The sequence below is a fragment of the Enterococcus sp. DIV1368d genome, assembly GCF_050542975.1.
Classification (GTDB): Bacteria; Bacillota; Bacilli; order Lactobacillales; family Enterococcaceae; genus Enterococcus_D; species Enterococcus_D casseliflavus.
This window is the reverse complement of sequence record NZ_CP172939.1, coordinates 917,757-934,738: the sequence shown is the minus strand read 5'-3', so window position 1 is coordinate 934,738 and position 16,982 is coordinate 917,757. Positions and strand designations below refer to the sequence as shown.

The following is a 16,982-nucleotide window of genomic DNA, read 5'->3' as shown; positions in this document are numbered from 1 at the left end:
CGACAAATTTTGTGTTCTTTATTCCTATTTTTTAGTTAATAAATAGGTTGCTACCCCATAAGCATGGATGATATGATCCGCTTCAAGCAGTTCTTCTAATGCATTGATTCGTTGATATGCGTACCCATTAAATAATTTTTTGGGCTCAAGAGATCGTTCTTTGTTTGTTGAATTGACGAAACGGATAACGATTCCCTCAGAGTAATACGCATTATGAAGCGCACTGACTCCCACACCTGGTTCTAAGCTGCAGGACAACAAAGAAAGAGACATGTCGGTCAGAGATAATGGATCAATGCGCTTTTGAATTTTATTATCTATGCGATAAATAAAGTAATTCAAATCTTGTAATTGATAAGAAATCGATGGCTGTTCTTTAACAGTTTTCCAAGTAGCCAACAACTCTTCAGAAATAGCTGTTGATGCAACTCGCAGGGAAAAATCGAAGACCATCTCATAGTTTTCCATTTGAGCAAGAGGCGTTTCCATCATAATATGTCCCTTTTTGGTTGTATCGCCAGAAGCGCGACCTGGTCGATACAACAAATCCGGTTTTCCAAGGGAGTCGGTTGTAGCTAGTACCGTTACATATAAGGAGTCGTCGAGATATTCATACTCTTTGCTCTGCTCGCTATAAAAAACGAGGGCGTTTTCTTGATCATAAACAACCACTTGTTTTTCAAATGGTTCAATATTGACGGGTTTTTCTGCATATTTTTCTTGCCAATTTTCCAGTGTTTGATTTCTTTTTTCAAGATAACCAAATTGAATGGCTGCAACCGCTCTTTCTATCGGCTTGTTTAGTCGAGCTTTCACTCGAATCCTATGATTTAAAAGCGTATTTTTAAAACGTAGCTTTGCGTTTACCTCACCGTTTTTTGTCAGTTGGAGGATCAATGTATAGGCGAATGTTTTGGTGGCGATCCCTTTCATCCGTTCTTCGATCGTATACGGTAAATTTAAACTTCCTTCCAAAACCAACGTTTCTTGCTTTCCTTTGCAGCTGGCAAAAGAAAGCGTGATCGGTTGATCATTCAAAATAGGCGAATAGTCATACGTATCACCGGCATTACTATCATCGATGATCGACAAGAAATCCACGATCTGTTGTTTTCCATCTGAATAAATCAGGTGGCCGTCTTCAAAGGAAAGCGTATATTTCCCATTTCTAATCCATGGGTTTTGATCTAAAGAAAATTCGGGAGTTGTCTCTTGCTCTTCAAATGTAAAGACTCGATAACCAAGGCCTGAAAAGGCACAAGTCACTTGAACAGTTAACAGATAATACCCCTCTTCTTCAATAAAACGGTTGCCAGCAGGCGTTTCTTCCATAATATTTTTCCTGCTTGGGATATACACTGCTTCAAGAACAGATGAATCAGCTCCAATAACCTTGATATTGTTGGTTCTGGATACGATCTTAACGAATTTCTCCCCTTGAAATGGCACTGGTGTTGGATGAAGAATCAGAAATTGATTGGCTTGTAAAGCGAGTCCTTCACTGATTCTTTTTAAAATCAAATTTTCAATACTAGCACAAATCTCACTGATTTCTTTTAATCGATGACTGATATCTTGAGCAACACTATCTGATACACAGCCTGCCAAACTATCATGGGCTTGACATTCAAATAACTTTTTCCAAGCTTTCATTAGCAATCGATTACTTAATTCAACCCCTAAATCTTTCGCAATAACTAGCATTGGTTCAATTTCTAAGACTAATTTGTTTTCTAATCGAAATATCTCACGTTTCAGATCCATTCGTACAGAACCAATTGTTTTGTGGACCCGAGCAAAAACCGGTGCACGAAACTCTCCTTGATAAACTTCCAGTTCTTTTTGACGGACGATCTCCATAAATGCTGGATAGGTGCTCAATTGATACTTGTATTTTCCAAGCTGATTGATTTTCGTTAGTTTTTCTTCTATGGCAGAAACAATGCCTAACTGATCATTTCCAGTTGGAATCAAGATTTCAGGTTCATTCGCGTAGCTCTTAATAAAATCGACACCTTTATCGAGTCTGCCATCTACATAACTGCTCGTTGGCTCCAATTGCTGCTGTGCACCATATCCTTGAGGAAAATTCACCGCATACAGTGAATCTTGCCCACTTAAACTCGTCCATTTAAAGTAAGGGGATTTGACCTGTTCCCCTAAATCGATGCCTCGCCAAAAGATAATGTTATCAAGTCCAACTTCGTTCAATATGGTTGGCATTTGAGCATTAAAACCAAATGTATCTGGCAAATAGCCGATCGGCATATAGCTGCCATATTTTTTGCTATCAAATATACCAATCATGGCATTTCGAATGATGGACTCACCAGAAGCAAAAAAGGCATCTGTTTGGGTGTACCAAGGACCGATGAACAATTGACCATTGGCGATCAACTCTCTGACCTCAGTCAAGCGCTCAGGATAGAGTTCTAAATAATCGTCTAGAATAGACAGTTGTCCATCTAGCACGAAAGAAGCAGTCGGTTGCCTCTTTAGTTCTTTTAGTACATCACTAAATAATTGATCACTCAAAACGACACAGTCCATTGAAGTAAAATACCATTCACGATCCCAATGGGTGTGGTTTACTATGTGTACATTTGTCATAGCTATGCTTCCCACTGCTCTTCCCAAGCAGCTTCGTCAAATTCTTCCATCGTGGTATCTGTTTCTTTCCCCGCATCTTTTGAACGTAGCAAGCTTGTACAAATCGCAATGAATAATGAGCCAGTAGCAATCGATAAAACATACAGTGGCCATTTTTCTACAGTGAACCAGCCATAAAAACCAGAGATTGGGGCTGTATTGACAGCTCCTAGACCAACAGCCATTGCAGAACCAATCGCTGAACCAATCATATTCACTGGGATCACTTTTAGGGGATTTTCCACCGCAAATGGGATCGCTCCTTCTGAAATGCCTACTAGACCCATAATGATCGACGATTTTCCTGCTTCTTTTAATTCGTTATTGTATTTATTCTTTGCAAAAACAGTCGCTAAGCCTAAACCAATTGGCGGAATAATGATCGCCACTTGCGCTGCAGTGTTTGGTGCATAAACGTTACTTGTCAATAAAGCCATCGCGGTTGTCACAGCTGCCTTATTTACTGGTCCCCCAAGGTCAAATCCAACCATTGCCCCTACAACTGCCGCCATCACGATCGCATTTCCGCCACTCAATCCGTTCAACCATGACTCTAAGCCCACATTGATAGCTGCAAATGGTGTACCGATCACATAATTCACAAGTAGGACAGTGACTAAAGTACCTAAAACAGGAACTAAGAACACTGGAACTACCGATGCCATCGATTTTGGCAGTTTGATATGGTTTTTGATCCACAAGCAAATGTACCCAGCGATCAGCCCTGAAACAATTGCGCCTAAGAAGCCTGCGTTAATGTCTTTTACTAACATACCTCCAACAAGACCAGGGGCAATCCCTAGCTTATCGGAAATCGAATAAGCAATAAATGCCGATATTACGGGAAACATCAATCCTAAAGCGATGCCACCGAATCCATCTAAACTATGGAGTAATCGGATGATCGTATTCGCACTTTCTCCATGAGAGGCGTCCCAAATATCGACGATCCCAAATATTGATCCGCCTACTCGAGAAATCGCCATGATAACTGCTCCGGCAATCACCAGAGGAATCATATAAGATATTCCTGTTAAAACATGATTTTTCATTTCACTTGCCAACTTTTTCATCTGATTTTCCTCCTCTTTATTGATCAATCAGCTTTAATGCATCTTCAATTACTTTTTCTGCATTTTTTATAGGGGCTGCTACCGGGACTTTAAGGATCTCCTTGCCATTGAAACGCTCTTCATTTCTCACTTTCGTATCGACGGCAAAAATCACGACTTCCCCAATTTGACAATCCCGCTCGTTCAATTCATTTTCGATACCTGTTGCTCCTTGTGTCTCAACCTTGATTAAATCCCCACGTTTCGCTGCTGCTTTTTTTAGCGCCTGTGCCGCCATAAAGGTATGGGCAACTCCTGTGGCACACGCCGTTACTGCAATAATTTTTCTCTTCATTCTTCTTTCTCCTTTTCTCCGTTTTATTCGCTTAATAGTTTCGCGATAATCTCTTTATCTGTTTCGCTTTTCAGCGCTTCTGTGATGTCTTCATCCATCAATTTCATGGCAATTTCTGATAAGATCCGTAAATGGGTGTCTCCTTGATGTTCTTCAGGAATAGCAAGCATAATCACAACCGTTACTGGTTCATCATCTAAGGATTGCCATTCTAATGGTGCCTTTAACCGAGCAAAAACGATTGCGGGTTCAGAAACTGCACGACTTTTTCCATGGGGGATTGCTATATTATTGCCTATTCCTGTGGTCGAGTGATCTTCTCTTTCCATAACTGATTGAACATACTCATTTTCGGATTGAACAATTCCTTCAGTTACCAATATTTTTGCTAATTGACGGACCACTTCTTCTCTAGTGGTTGCCTCTAGACCAAGAACAATATGTTCAAAAGGTAGTAGTGTTTCTATATTCATTTTATATTCCCCCTTGTAAATACTTTTTTAATTCCTCTTTCGTCCCTTTAAGGAGGAAGGTTCGTTCATCTGATTCCATCACATTAAGCATCGTGTCATAGATTTCCTCAAGTTCTTGTACAGTTTCATCTTTGATACAGATGAAAAAGACATATTTCACCTTTGTTTCTCCCCAGTGGATCTCATTATGAAGACGTAAAAATACAATCGCTGATTTTTTCACGTATTCTGGTGTACCATGAGGTGTTGCGAATCGTCCAAAAGAAGTAAAGGAAAGCTGTTCCCTTTTTAGCGAAGAGTCAATCATTTCCTCGTTTACATACCCACGAGTAATCAATTGCTCCCCAATAAATGTAATCACCTCTTGATAATCTTCAAAATGATGATCTAAAAAAATCAAGTCCTCATGAATCAATTTCGCAAACTGACTGAAAGAACCATTTTGTTTTTCTTCGACTTTTCTTAAAAAGGCTTCTATTTTTCGCTGCTCATCTTTATTCAGTACAGGTGAAACATGGATTGTTGGAATCGAATCGATTTTTAAATCCACTGTCGATAAAATCAAGTCCTCATAAATATTGGTCTGAATCAACTCTTGAATTGAAAGAATCCTGGAAATATCGATTTGCTCATAATTTCTCCGAATACGAGCAGCTAATAGCTGTGAAGTGCCTTTCCCACTGCTACAAACTAATAAGACACTCACTTTCTTAGGTTGTTTTTCTTCTCGTTGTTCTTTCATCACTTGGATGTGTACGGCCAGAAAGGCAACCTCATCTTCAGGGATCGAAATCGAAAAATGCCAATTTAAGGCATGAGCTAATCGAAGCGCTTCCTCAAAAGACAAAGGGAAATTCTTCTTCACATCATTTAGAAAAGGGTTATGAATGACTAATCCTTTTTGAATGCGATAAATAGCTTCTTTGATATGTGATACCAATCCTAACAAAAGACTTTCATTGCGTAGGGAGATCGTTTCATGAATCAATTTGCGTATCGTTTCATCAAGCAAATCATCGGAGTCATTCTTCTTCACCAACGAATCCCCATAGATATGAAGCGAAATATAATGAACTTCCGAAACTGGCAACGACAGAGAAAACGTTTCTTCTATTGAAGCAATAAAACGATAAAAAGCTCTATTCTCCATCAAAGGATGTCTTCTTTCTTCGAAAGTCAGATAATTCTTCTCTTTGACCCGATCAATCATGATGATTAGATGAAGCAATAGTGAGTGATAGGCAGCATCATTAAGCGTAATTTGTTCTTTTTTCAAATACTCTTGTAAGAGCGTATCAACTAAAGAAATCTTTGTCAGGTCAATAAAATCATTAACAAACTGAGGAATTCCTTGAATCGAATGCAAATAGCGTTGTTGCTCTTGTGTTATTTTCCAATTTCCACCCCAAAAATAGTAGATCAAATCAAATGCTAAACGACGTTTTTCTTGTTCTGACAAATTCAAAAAGGAACCCTTCCCCGGTAAAACTTCAATCGTAACGTTAAAATGACGAAAGATCTCGCTTACCTGCCCCATGTCATTTTCTAAAGTTGATTTACTGATGTAGAGTGCATCTTGCAGTTGTTGACGCGTAAAATACGTTTTTTGTTTCAGTATTTCAAAGCAAAGAAACTGAATACGATCTTTTTTGCTCGTCGGTAAGTTTGATTCCTCGTTCCCATCAAGATACTTTAGAATTTCAGCTGAATCGCCATCAAGAAATACCCCTACTCTAGGTTTGCGAACAAGCCTTATTGCTGTTTCCTGCAAAAATTCATCAATTCTCTTTAGCGATTGCGAAACTGTCTTTTGCGAAAGCGACATATGCAACCCAATTTTAGCAACCGTTGTTGGTCCATTCTCTAAGAGATATCGAATAATTGCTTTTTCCCGTTCACTGATCATGAAACTATCACCTCGTCTACATTTCTAATGGTAGCTTTTTCTTAAAAAAATGAAAACACTTACTTTTACTGCATTCATTACAGTAAATCATAGGCACTGAATATATTGCGCCGTTTTTTTCATGTGTACTTTTTCGTTTAATCCAGATTATTTACATGTCCCTTGGTATTTTCATAGTATAGAGGATATTACTCAGTGGGAACAGAAAAAAAAATACCAATGAACAAACGAACTGTCGTCTGTTTCATTGGTATTTTAACTTTTGATTCTCTAATAACGAGACACGCTTGAGCAATTCCTTCCCTTAACGCCCCAACACCTCCGCCACCGAATAAACGCCTGGGGCAAAGGTCTTGCCTGTTAGCTTCTTCGTCATGGCATTAAAGGTATAGTGCTCTTCTAAGACGACGACTTCATCGTATTGCTTTAATAGCGTGCGAAATTCAGCATCGGATAAGAGGAAATTCTCTCGCCCATCGACATTAGGTGAAAACAAGTAATATTTTCCGACATAGCCAACTAAGTAGCTATCTACTGCTTCTTTGTTAGTACTGACCACCAAATATTTTTTCTCGTTTAGGTCAAAGTGATCGCCAGTAACGGCTGAAACTTGTGCTGGAATCGAAGCAGCATATTCACGATTGGTATAACGCATGCCATTATTCTCTGAAAGGATCAGCAATGTCGCAAAAAATAGCAGAATCAAGGTACTGTATTGATAGATTTTTTTCGTGGTCAAGCTGGCAAAACTACGGTAGTTTCGCCGATCGATCGCTTGTTCATGATACAAATGATCAGTGCCTCGGACCATGAAAAAGGTCATTAAGCCAAGTGCTAAAATCACGATACTTGAGGCATAGCGATCGAACCCTGCCAAAGACAATGCTTCATCAGTGGGCATCGAGAACAAGAACATGGCATAGATTCCTAAATAATACCCCCCAATGATACCATCGATCAACAGCAGTTCTTTGAAAAATGGATTGCGTTTTTTCATGATAAATCGGACAAATAGCCAACTGCCCAAAAGAATGACCTGGATCAAGAGAATCCCTTGCGTGGAGATCGTCGCAACATCCGTGATGGTTTTGACAAAAACATCCGTAATCTGCTGCAGTATCTGAGAATCCTTTTCGCCAAAAATCTGTTTATAAGCGGTCACGCTGACTTCATGCTTCGATTTAGGAAAATTCGCTTTGACATGCAGGTTCCAAAGAATCGCTGGCAGGACAGATAGCCCAATGGCAGCTAATCCTACAATCATCATGCCCAGCCGTTGCCGCCAACGAACTGATGCCTGCCACAAGCAGACTAGTAAATAGCCGCCTAAAATCAGCAGAAAAAAGACGGCACTATTTTTGACCAAATCAAGAGAGGCGCCAATCAAAAGAAAGAAACCGATCGACGGTAGTACGTTGCCTTTTAAAGCGAATAAGCCAGCGATGCCAGCTAAAGTCAACATTGGCAGGATAAAGTCTACTAACAAATTATTCATTCGAATCGCAATATTAAAATAATTGAAAACCGCCATACTGGTGAAGAACAGGGCAAAAGCCAGCTTTCTTTTCGGATCACGAATAATCGCAAAGAAACTATACAGACTACAGAAAATCAAAATCAATTGACCAATCAACAAGACATTCTCATGATAGCCAACAATGATCGCTGTATAAGTAACAAACAGCGAGCTGCCTAAAGGATAGGAAGTAAAACTGATGATGGCATCGGCTGCCGTTGGTAATTGTCCCTGCGTATAAAGGAATTTAACGATCGTCGCCCAATGGGAGAAGTTGTCATAGTGGGTCAAATGACTGTGAAGCAAGGTTAAAACGAACAAAGCAAAATAGCCGTAAAACCACAGCATGATGGGCTCTTGTAAGCCCCACCGCACCTGATAGCGCTCCTGCCAAAAACGCCAAACGCATAATAGTAAGCCAAGACCAAATAAAACCCAGGCCCCCCAGATCAACCATCCTTTGGGACCATATGCGACAAAGGAAAGAACGAGGATCGGCAAACAGCAAGCAGCGATCCAGCTGATGTGTTTGGGAAAATGGCAAACTCGTACAAAAAGATAGGCATAGCCAGCTAATGATAAACCAAAGAGACTAAATCGCAGCAGGATCTCGATCATCATCTTCCTCCTTTCTCAGCAAGCTGTCTACCCATTCTTGAAAGGCTGCTGTAAAACGCAGCTCGGAAAGATTGCTTACTTGATAAATCACTTGATTTTCTGTTGGTTGAAGCGTTGCTTTTTCAGCGTGAAGCACAAGATTACTGATCGGTAAGGTTAGATGGGTCGGCATCTCGACCTCTTCTGTTTTTACCAACGTGAGCTGGTCAAAACCAAACGTTGTGACCGTATAGGTTCCTTCATCAAAGTGCCATTTTTGATCAATGGTCAGTATGGGCACTCGCTGAGGCGGCAATGGCTTTTGTTTGGCTTGCAGCAGATGCTTACCGAGATTTTCAAAAAGACTGTCAAAGAAGGTCATCCATGGGTCCCGCAGAACCGGCAGGCTTTGATTGAAGCCATCATAAATGATCTGCAGATAGGCTAAGTAATCTTTTTCTGTCAACTGGTTTAAAGCAACCCCATAGACCCAGCGATCCTTGCCTGAAAAGACGCGGACGACGTTTCCCGTCATCTCTGCTTGGTAGCCATCACGAGTGATTTTAAAAGTCAGCGGCGCATCTGGCGGAAAATAAAGAGGAACGTCAGAAACGAAGGACATGCCGTTTTCTGAGATATTTTCTGTCATCAAAGAATAGCTGGCGTCTTGGTCGGAAACTTCAACAGGATAATGAGCTCTGAACCGTTCCGTCGTTCGGTAAATCGGGCGACCGAGATAAAATAAGACCGCAAAGGTTAAGTTAAAGAAATGGGTCAGCAGCCAGAAGGTCAACACGCTGCCATAGAAAATCTCTGAACCGAATTTGCCGTAATTAAACTTCACTAAGCCGATAATCGTCAAAATCAACAGCAACAAATGCGGCACCACAAACAACAAGTCTTTTTTAGACTGAGTTGCTGCTTTATTGGTCACTTTGAAACGGGTCTCTTTGATGCCAATGGCTTGCAAAAAGACAGGAATCACTAGGTAAGGTGCAAAAATCGTTTCCTGGATCTCGCCCCAGCGCTGCGTTCGAATATCACTGCTCAAATCCTGCATCGCCAAATGCAAGAACGTATAGCTTGGCAGCCAAAACAGCAGCAAGACCCAAAAGTTGGTCTCTACGACCCTTACATTAAAGACGGTGTACAAAATCGGCGCGAAAATAAACAGCAACCGACGTAAAAACGACCACCAATACAAATAACTGTTTAAGAAAACCATTTTTTGCGCCAAAGACAACGTCTTGTTCTTAAAAAGATGGAGATTGTGGACACTTTGGACCACTCCTCTTCCCCAGCGAATCCGCTGCTTTAAGGCACTTGGGATATCAATGGGAGACAGACCGCTGGCCATGGGCTGCAGTGTTGATAAGCTGCGGTAACCTTGGCAATTGATCAAGGCGCCTAATTCAAAGTCTTCCGTGATGGTGTCTGTCGGAAATCCGCCAGCGGCTTCGATCGCTTCTCGTGCAATCACCGTATTGGAACCTGTATAAATAGCTGTATCATGGGCGTTGTTCAAAACATTGACTTCTCTGGAAAAGAAGTCCTGCTCGTTAGGGATCGCCGCTTCTGAAAAAAGATTGTACTGAAAAAGATCCGCATTGTAAAAGCTTTGCGGTGTTTGGACAAAGCCCAACGGTTTGATGGTCTGATCTTTGCGGCGTTCCTGCTGATTTGCCACAAAATATGGCACTGTTTCCAGCAAAAAATCTGAGTAAGGAATCATATCTGCATCAAAGGTCGCCACTAGCGGCGAATTGGTTTTTGATAATGCATGATTGAGATTGCCTGACTTGGCATGCTGATTGCCTGTCAATCCGATATAGCCGATGCCAAATTTATCTGCCAGTGCTTTGACCTCTGGACGGTTGGTGTCATCTGACAAGTAGATGTGAACTTTTTTGGGATCGGGGTATTTCATATGAACTGCCGCATTGACTGTTTTTAATAAAAGCGGCACTTCTTCATTATGGGTAGCAATCAACACATCGATCGCTGGATAGTCGGCTTCTGGCACGATCGGTTTTTCAAAAGGCTTTGCTTTGTTTTTGTTCCAAATCAACAGCAAGCCCGTAAAGTTCGATACGATCTCACTGCCCCAAAGCAGCAAACCAAACAGCAGGGCAAACCAAGACTCGTGCCATGGCAATGTATACAGCCCCCGCCATGCTAAATAGATCAGCGAAAAGACAAACGCCAGAAAGTAAACGACTTTTTTCGCCCAAGGCAAACGTTTTTGTTCCACCTCAATCACTCCTTAAAGATGACATTTTTTTGCACATGGTAACTAAAGAAAAAGAGCAGGCAATCGACGCCTATTTTTAACAACACAGAATCTCCTATCGGCAGGATCAAATAGATCAGGTAGACGAGGAAAGAGGACAGCAAAATCTGTACGATCACTAATAAAAAATACTGCAGCATACTGTTCTTTGTCCGTTGACCAAAAACAAGCTCGCGATTGATGTAGTAATTGACGATCGCCGAAATCAAGCGGGCACCCAACGAAGCGATCACGATGGAGGACAGATCGATGACAGACAAGAAATGGATCAATAACGCATAGGCGATCACATCGACAAAAAAGGAGACCACAGATGAAAACAAATACTTCAAAAAGACGCTATAGATAGCGACGGAATCTGCCAAGACCCGAAAATGGGAAGAGGCATTTTCTTCAATATAGATGGTGGCGATCGGTTGCGAGAGAATCGGCCACCCCCGTTTCTGGGCTTCGATCAGCATCCGCGTTTCGTATTCAAAACGCTCACCTGAGATCGCCAACAAATCTGTCATGAATTTCCGAGGGAAAACCCTTAAGCCCGTCTGCGAATCCTCGATGGCAAGACCAGTCGCTAAACGTAGGATATTTCGGGTCAAAATGTTGCCGAACTTACTCCGCAAGGGCACTTCTTTGCCAAAGGATCGGGTCCCTAAAATAATACTGTCGGGATGGGCTTGTGCCTTTGCTAAGCAAGCCATCATATCGGTATACTCATGCTGCCCATCCGAATCAATGGTCACCATAAATTCAACAGCTGGCTGGTTTGTCAGCACTTCAGTGAGGGCGGTTTTGATGGCTGCGCCTTTTCCAAGATTCTTTGGATGGGTCAAAACCTGACAACCAAACTGCTGTGCCAATGCCGAAAAGACAGGCTGATAAGCTACCCCACTGCCATCATCCACGACCAAAATCGGCAGGTGCTGGTTATGCAAACGAATTTTCTCCACCAGAGCCAGCAGTTTGTGGTCAGGTTCTAGCGAAGGAATCATGATTAAACTATTTTCCATATGCGCTCCTCATTTAAGGTAGTATTTTTGAAAATAAAAAAGAAAAGAAGCCAACCCCGTCAGTAAAGACAGAGTTGGTCGCGACCGCTGCGCTTGGCTCGATACAATGCTTGATCGGCTCGTTCTTGTGTTTGCTGTAGCAACTCGCCCTTTTGCCGTTGTGCGATCCCAATCGACAACGTGATGCTGACCGAATCGCCGGCATCCAAGATGATCTCTTGGTAACGGATGCGCTTTTGGATTTTTTCAAGGAGATAAGCAGCAGCCTGTGCGTCTCCTTGGATCAAGATCGCAAACTCTTCCCCACCGATGCGATAGACCGGGTTGCTCGCCGTACAGTAGGTCGAAAAAATACGAGCGATTTCTTGCAAAATCACATCCCCAGCACGGTGTCCGTAACGGTCATTGTAATTTTTGAAATGATCGATATCGATCAAAGCGATCGATAAGTCCACCTCGGTCGTGTCTAGGCGTTGGCGGTCATCTTGAAATTTACGGAAGTTGTTCAACTGCGTAAGATCATCGATTTTGACCAATGCCAAAATGCGCTGCATATCATTTACTATCGAGTAAAGGAAAAACGCCAACGTATAGGCGAGAATGCCATAAACTATATAAATTAGGGTCGTTTTTTGAATATCGCCCGTCAGATAAAAACCAAAAAGAAAGGAGATAGCGATCAAGTAGGTAATTGATAGGAATAACTCTTGTTTGTCAGTAAATCGCCGTTTGGCCCAAGCATGCAGAAATGTGAGTGTCACTATCAAAAAAAACGTAAGATATAAGTTCAACCAAGACGATTTTGATACTTCAAACAAGAAACGCCCTAACGCTAGATTGACCATCGTCGGTACGGTCACCTTCCACCCCAGATATTTCATGGAAAAAGCGTAAAGCAAAAAGCGCAGGTCAAATCGCGTTTCATATACGACGTAAGAGAAATTCATCATCAGCATCCCCACCACGGTTTCACAAGCAATCGCAGCTGCGATCTGTTTCGCTTTGAACGTCCCTTGGCCAACGAATCCGTCACTGATTTTGAATAACAAATAAATATTGATGATAATTGCGCCTAAATTTGCGAGTGTATTGACAACCAGCGTATTTGCCATTTCCTGTGCTTCCTTTCTAAAAAAAAGAACCCTTACTTGCTGATTCGACGGGACAATTCCAGAAACATTTCATTGGAAAAGCGGACAAAGCATCAAGTAAGAATCACTATTAATTATTGACAGTTTTTATCACTCTTGATTTAGAATAATTTACCAGAAATTATACATAGTTTCAATCTTTTTGTTAATATGCGAAGATTCTCAAGATAAATAAAATAATCAAAATGTATATTTTGTAAATAAATAACATTATTTCTTTATTATTACTAACTTTTTGTGCATAAAGATTTAATTCTTTGTGAATTTGTGTAAATTATTTTTCCATTATTTTTTTACGTCTCAGGCAAGGTGCACACCCGGTTTCGACCACTTTGTTTTGCGAGATAGAGTGCTTGATCGGCTCTTTCAACGGCTGCCAAGATATCCCCATGACAAACTGTGCTCGCTTCAACGCCGCAAGACAAAGACATCGTCCCTTTTTCAAAATTAGCGACAGGAAACATACTACTAGAAATGGTTTGACACAGTGTCGTCATCGCAGCTACGGTCTGTTCTTTGACATCCCCTTCGATCACGACACAGAACTCTTCTCCGCCATAACGATAAAAGGAAAAGGTCTCGGCAAAATGCGCCTCTAAAAAAGTGGACGTCCGTGAGGCGAAAGTTCTCAATAGCTCATTTCCGGCGATATGACCATAACGGTCGTTGACCTTTTTGAAGTGATCGAGATCGATCATGGCGATCGTCACAGTCTTTTTCTGTGAAACGGCTTGAAGCAGATCGTGGTTATAGGTCCCATAGTTGAAGCAGCCGGTCAACGCATCGATCTTACTATTCGCCAACTCTGCCAGTACTTGGTATTCTTGCCCCTCAATCAACCGATGCAACCACATAAAACTTCCTAGCAGCACGAAAGAACCAACAAATACTGCCAACATCGCTTCCCAGTCATAGGTCGTCGTATGATGGACTAGCATCGAAAAACGCGGTGAGAGCAGGCAGGACAAAAAATACATCATATAAAATTGCTGTTGCGGACGCAGTGACTTGATTTTTGATAAGAGAAAATCAAGGACAAAGACACCGACACCTAATAGCGGTAAATAAAAGGCTTTGCCAATGTCAGAAAAACCGACAAACAGTAAATAGAAAACGACCATACACGGCGTTATCAAAATCAAGATCTTGCCACGATCACCATAGAAAAAATGACTCGCAATAAAAGCAGTTGTGTATTGATAACAGATAAACCCAACTGAATTCATTGAGAAAGAAAGAATAAAATACAAATGCGTAAACGTCAGAATACCAATAATAAAATACTTAAATGGACGAGAAACCGATATTTTTTGCACACTTCGTACAAAAACATCTGCGGTCACCAGTAAACTGGCAATCATCAGCGGCAAACCAAACGCCAAAAGCACGCCTCGTTCTAACATTCCATCACAATCGCTCTCCTTTAGACCATAAATATCCTTGTTGCAAATGAACCCCCATCTCAAACAATTGCGCCATCTTATCGCGGGTCTCGATGCCTTCAACGATCAACTCAAGCTGATACTTTTTGGCGACCTTCAACCAACAAGACAAGAAACTAAATCCGACCTCCTCATCGAGATGAATAAAGGGCAGTAGTGAAAATTTCAAACAATCCACATTTTCAAGATTGGCAAAGACCAATGATAGGGTATTTTGACCACAGCCGATGTCATCGACAGCGATCACATAGCCATAGGCTTTGATTTTTGCAAGGGCAGTAGACAAATCAAAAGAATCATGCTGACCTTTTACAGGATGCTCTGTTAATTCGATCTGCAACTGCTCTTTGTGGGCAGTCATCCCCTCAAAAAAGGTCCACGTTGACTGCCACAGCAGCTGTTGTGGATGAATATTGACACTAAAGCGGGTTTTCGGCTTTTTTTGGCACAACCGTCGCAGCTCCTGGGCATACCACCCCATCAACTGCTGATTGCCACTTTCAGATTGAATCATTGCGCTGAATTCTTGTTGCGGAAAGCGGTTGTTTTTCTCGCTGCGCAGCAAGACCTCATAGCCGTTCACCTCTTGCTGACTTAGCGATTCTACCTGCATGATTGGTTGACATAACAGATAAAAATTGTCTGTGTTTTCCCAAATTGTTTCATTTCCCATCTTCGTTAAGCCCCCATCTAGTAAAGTTATCACTTCCGAAAATTGGTCATATTCGTATCATCGCTCGTTCATAGTCCTTAGAAAGAGAAGCTTCAAAGGAACTGACTTGCCTAAGTATACCAAATAGAGCCGCAGTTCCCCAACTATTTTAGATGATTGAGCAGAAATTTTTGTGAACGATTAGACAGAGATTGCTATTTCCACCCATAGTTCCCATTTCTTCTGACGGTTGGAATTCTGCGCTTTTCTTGTATCAAAAACGCAGTTTCTGGCTGACTTACACGTTGGTCGATTGGCGTTTTTAACAGCTTCTCCTGCTCATCCTCATAAAAAAGCCAGCTGAACAGTAATTGTTCAGCTGGCTTCCTTTTTCTGTTAATAAATTAAATAATCAGAAGCACCGGCTTGCTTGATCTCGATCACCAGCTTATGAGGCAGGCAAATGCTCGTCTGCCCATTGCGATAGATCCAGCTGGTTTTGACAGCAATCTGGTCGGGACTATTGTCTTCACGAACTCGGATCGCGCCATCTTTGATCTCGACGATATTGTACTGACCTTCTGCTGGATAGTAGGTTTTTTCCATCGCATCGATTTCTTCTAAGTTAAAACGGTCAACCTCTTCTCCATTTATTCGCACGATTGCATACCGATCGCCGGTATCACTTTGAGCTTGTGCTTCAAATAGAAAAAGCGGTAAAAAAGAGCCGACAACTAACAGAATAAACAGCAGATAATCATAGGGCTTTAGAAGTTTAAAAAATGGCTGGATCGTCTTTTTCATCACATGTACGCCTTTCACGGTTCATTCACTGTTCCTTTTTAGAAGGTAATCGCTCTTCAAAAAAAGCAGTTAGGTCGATGATCTCTTCCTCTGTGAAGGTTTCTTGCTCCCATTGGGCAAGTATTTGTTCTTGCAAAGCCAAATCCATTTCCCAAAAATGCTCGATCTTCTTGAAATGCTTTGAGTCAAAGGAACGAAACACGGGGTAGATCATCAAAAATTCTTCAAAGGTAAGATCCCAGTCCTCAGTATAATCTTTAACGACCCCTTCTGACAAGGCTTTTTCCGTCGGATCGCCGTTTTCTTTGATCAAGCCTGCTTCGTAAAAATGGCGATAGATTGCCTCTTTGGTGATCTCTGGATGAAATTTTTTACTGTGACGATAGGCTTCTTCAATCAATGACGGATAGATGATCTCCATTTTCCCCCTGCTTTCTGGACGGCGTCATAAGACGGCGTTAATTCTTTTCGATCGGGTGCTGCGCTTTATATTCTGCTAATGATACATGGTGGCTGCGCTTGAAGGTTCCTGTTGTCCCATCAAACGAAATCGCTGGTGCTTTGACGCCATAGTGGGTCCGGCGCTTATTCTTTTTTGCTTTTGATGTTTTTCTTGCAGGTACTGCCATGTCATTTCCAACTTTCTTTCACTTTCTCATTATGCACGCAGCTGCAATGCATTTTTTCGTTTATTTCGCTTAAATTCATGAATGATCTTTAATGCGCGTTTCCTTGTTTTGATGTTCGGGCTCTTTAAACGTCGATACGCACTAGACAAGTCCGTTTTTTCCATATTGACTCCTTTCTGTTACCAGCTTGCTTTTGTAACGCCGGGAATTTCTCCGAGATGTGCATGCTTACGGAAATTGATCCGTGACATGCCGAATTTATTCATGTAGCCGCGCGGACGACCATCGATCATATCCCGTTTCTTCAAACGAGTCGGATTCGAATCCTTCGGTAGTTTGGCCAATGCTTGGGTATCTCCTTGTGCTTTTAGTTCTTGACGTACTGCTCGGTATTGTTCGATGAGTTGTACTTGTTTGTTGTATTTTGCAATTTTTGATTTTTTTGCCATTCAGTTATAT

The 16,982-nt window shown here is 41.5% G+C and carries 16 protein-coding genes; all 16 read right to left on the bottom strand.

The features are described from left to right. Positions 1–24 precede the first annotated feature (24 nt). A complete protein-coding gene (locus IGJ44_RS04415; protein ID WP_167827126.1) occupies positions 25–2,610 on the bottom strand; it encodes a glycoside hydrolase family 38 C-terminal domain-containing protein in 2,586 nt (861 codons plus the stop codon). Between the two features lie 2 nt (positions 2,611–2,612). Then, positions 2,613–3,749 (bottom strand): PTS fructose transporter subunit IIC, encoded by a 1,137-nt coding sequence (locus IGJ44_RS04410; protein ID WP_144771415.1) that lies wholly within the window; start codon positions 3,747–3,749, stop codon positions 2,613–2,615. Further along, entirely contained in the window at positions 3,739–4,056 is a 318-nt protein-coding gene (locus IGJ44_RS04405) for a PTS fructose transporter subunit IIB (protein WP_008380922.1), read from the bottom strand. The genes IGJ44_RS04410 and IGJ44_RS04405 overlap by 11 nt, the downstream gene beginning before the upstream one ends. Before the next feature lie 23 nt (positions 4,057–4,079). Continuing rightward, on the bottom strand, positions 4,080–4,529 hold the full coding sequence (locus tag IGJ44_RS04400) for a PTS sugar transporter subunit IIA (protein ID WP_167827127.1): 450 nt from the start codon (positions 4,527–4,529) through the stop codon (positions 4,080–4,082). A 1-nt stretch (position 4,530) separates the two neighbouring features. Beyond that, on the bottom strand, positions 4,531–6,435 hold the full coding sequence (locus tag IGJ44_RS04395) for a BglG family transcription antiterminator (protein WP_430606184.1): 1,905 nt from the start codon (positions 6,433–6,435) through the stop codon (positions 4,531–4,533). Positions 6,436–6,739: 304 nt separating this feature from the next. Further along, positions 6,740–8,569 carry a lantibiotic ABC transporter permease gene (locus IGJ44_RS04390; RefSeq protein WP_167827129.1) on the bottom strand — a complete coding sequence of 610 codons (1,830 nt, stop codon included), beginning with the start codon at positions 8,567–8,569 and terminating at the stop codon, positions 6,740–6,742. Then, complete coding sequence (locus tag IGJ44_RS04385; RefSeq protein WP_167827130.1) at positions 8,544–10,808, bottom strand: glycosyltransferase family 2 protein; 2,265 nt, start codon at positions 10,806–10,808, stop codon at positions 8,544–8,546. The genes IGJ44_RS04390 and IGJ44_RS04385 overlap by 26 nt, the downstream gene beginning before the upstream one ends. Then, positions 10,805–11,845, bottom strand: coding sequence for a bifunctional glycosyltransferase family 2/GtrA family protein (locus IGJ44_RS04380; RefSeq protein ID WP_074932399.1), 1,041 nt, complete (start codon positions 11,843–11,845; stop codon positions 10,805–10,807). Before IGJ44_RS04380 ends, IGJ44_RS04385 begins: the two co-directional genes overlap by 4 nt. A gap of 59 nt (positions 11,846–11,904) precedes the next feature. Further along, on the bottom strand, positions 11,905–12,957 hold the full coding sequence (locus tag IGJ44_RS04375; RefSeq protein WP_005225346.1) for a GGDEF domain-containing protein: 1,053 nt from the start codon (positions 12,955–12,957) through the stop codon (positions 11,905–11,907). A gap of 332 nt (positions 12,958–13,289) precedes the next feature. After that, complete coding sequence (locus tag IGJ44_RS04370; protein WP_167827131.1) at positions 13,290–14,399, bottom strand: GGDEF domain-containing protein; 1,110 nt, start codon at positions 14,397–14,399, stop codon at positions 13,290–13,292. Between the two features lie 4 nt (positions 14,400–14,403). Further along, on the bottom strand, positions 14,404–15,111 hold the full coding sequence (locus tag IGJ44_RS04365) for an EAL domain-containing protein (RefSeq protein ID WP_430606183.1): 708 nt from the start codon (positions 15,109–15,111) through the stop codon (positions 14,404–14,406). Positions 15,112–15,486: 375 nt separating this feature from the next. Beyond that, positions 15,487–15,894, bottom strand: coding sequence for a NusG domain II-containing protein (locus IGJ44_RS04360; protein ID WP_167827133.1), 408 nt, complete (start codon positions 15,892–15,894; stop codon positions 15,487–15,489). A 25-nt stretch (positions 15,895–15,919) separates the two neighbouring features. After that, on the bottom strand, positions 15,920–16,315 hold the full coding sequence (locus IGJ44_RS04355) for a hypothetical protein (protein ID WP_005225342.1): 396 nt from the start codon (positions 16,313–16,315) through the stop codon (positions 15,920–15,922). A gap of 37 nt (positions 16,316–16,352) precedes the next feature. Continuing rightward, positions 16,353–16,523 (bottom strand): 50S ribosomal protein L32, encoded by a 171-nt coding sequence (gene rpmF / locus IGJ44_RS04350; protein ID WP_005225341.1) that lies wholly within the window; start codon positions 16,521–16,523, stop codon positions 16,353–16,355. Between the two features lie 29 nt (positions 16,524–16,552). Continuing rightward, entirely contained in the window at positions 16,553–16,687 is a 135-nt protein-coding gene (locus IGJ44_RS04345; protein WP_005237325.1) for a putative metal homeostasis protein, read from the bottom strand. Positions 16,688–16,702: 15 nt separating this feature from the next. Further along, entirely contained in the window at positions 16,703–16,972 is a 270-nt protein-coding gene (gene rpsN / locus IGJ44_RS04340; protein ID WP_005225340.1) for a 30S ribosomal protein S14, read from the bottom strand. Between the last annotated feature and the right edge of the window lie 10 nt (positions 16,973–16,982).

Bases quoted from the DNA above. Each gene is read 5' to 3' on its own strand.
- IGJ44_RS04405 (WP_008380922.1), bottom strand. From the start codon at position 4,056: ATGAAGAGAAAAATTATTGCAGTAACGGCGTGTGCCACAGGAGTTGCC.
- IGJ44_RS04345 (WP_005237325.1), bottom strand. From the start codon at position 16,687: ATGGAAAAAACGGACTTGTCTAGTGCGTATCGACGTTTAAAGAGCCCG.
- IGJ44_RS04390 (WP_167827129.1), bottom strand. From the start codon at position 8,569: ATGATCGAGATCCTGCTGCGATTTAGTCTCTTTGGTTTATCATTAGCT.
- IGJ44_RS04355 (WP_005225342.1), bottom strand. From the start codon at position 16,315: ATGGAGATCATCTATCCGTCATTGATTGAAGAAGCCTATCGTCACAGT.
- IGJ44_RS04380 (WP_074932399.1), bottom strand. From the start codon at position 11,845: ATGGAAAATAGTTTAATCATGATTCCTTCGCTAGAACCTGACCACAAA.
- IGJ44_RS04360 (WP_167827133.1), bottom strand. From the start codon at position 15,894: ATGAAAAAGACGATCCAGCCATTTTTTAAACTTCTAAAGCCCTATGAT.
- IGJ44_RS04400 (WP_167827127.1), bottom strand. From the start codon at position 4,529: ATGAATATAGAAACACTACTACCTTTTGAACATATTGTTCTTGGTCTA.
- IGJ44_RS04395 (WP_430606184.1), bottom strand. From the start codon at position 6,435: ATGATCAGTGAACGGGAAAAAGCAATTATTCGATATCTCTTAGAGAAT.
- IGJ44_RS04370 (WP_167827131.1), bottom strand. From the start codon at position 14,399: ATGTTAGAACGAGGCGTGCTTTTGGCGTTTGGTTTGCCGCTGATGATT.
- rpsN (WP_005225340.1), bottom strand. From the start codon at position 16,972: ATGGCAAAAAAATCAAAAATTGCAAAATACAACAAACAAGTACAACTC.
- IGJ44_RS04365 (WP_430606183.1), bottom strand. From the start codon at position 15,111: ATGGGAAATGAAACAATTTGGGAAAACACAGACAATTTTTATCTGTTA.
- IGJ44_RS04375 (WP_005225346.1), bottom strand. From the start codon at position 12,957: ATGGCAAATACGCTGGTTGTCAATACACTCGCAAATTTAGGCGCAATT.
- IGJ44_RS04415 (WP_167827126.1), bottom strand. From the start codon at position 2,610: ATGACAAATGTACACATAGTAAACCACACCCATTGGGATCGTGAATGG.
- rpmF (WP_005225341.1), bottom strand. From the start codon at position 16,523: ATGGCAGTACCTGCAAGAAAAACATCAAAAGCAAAAAAGAATAAGCGC.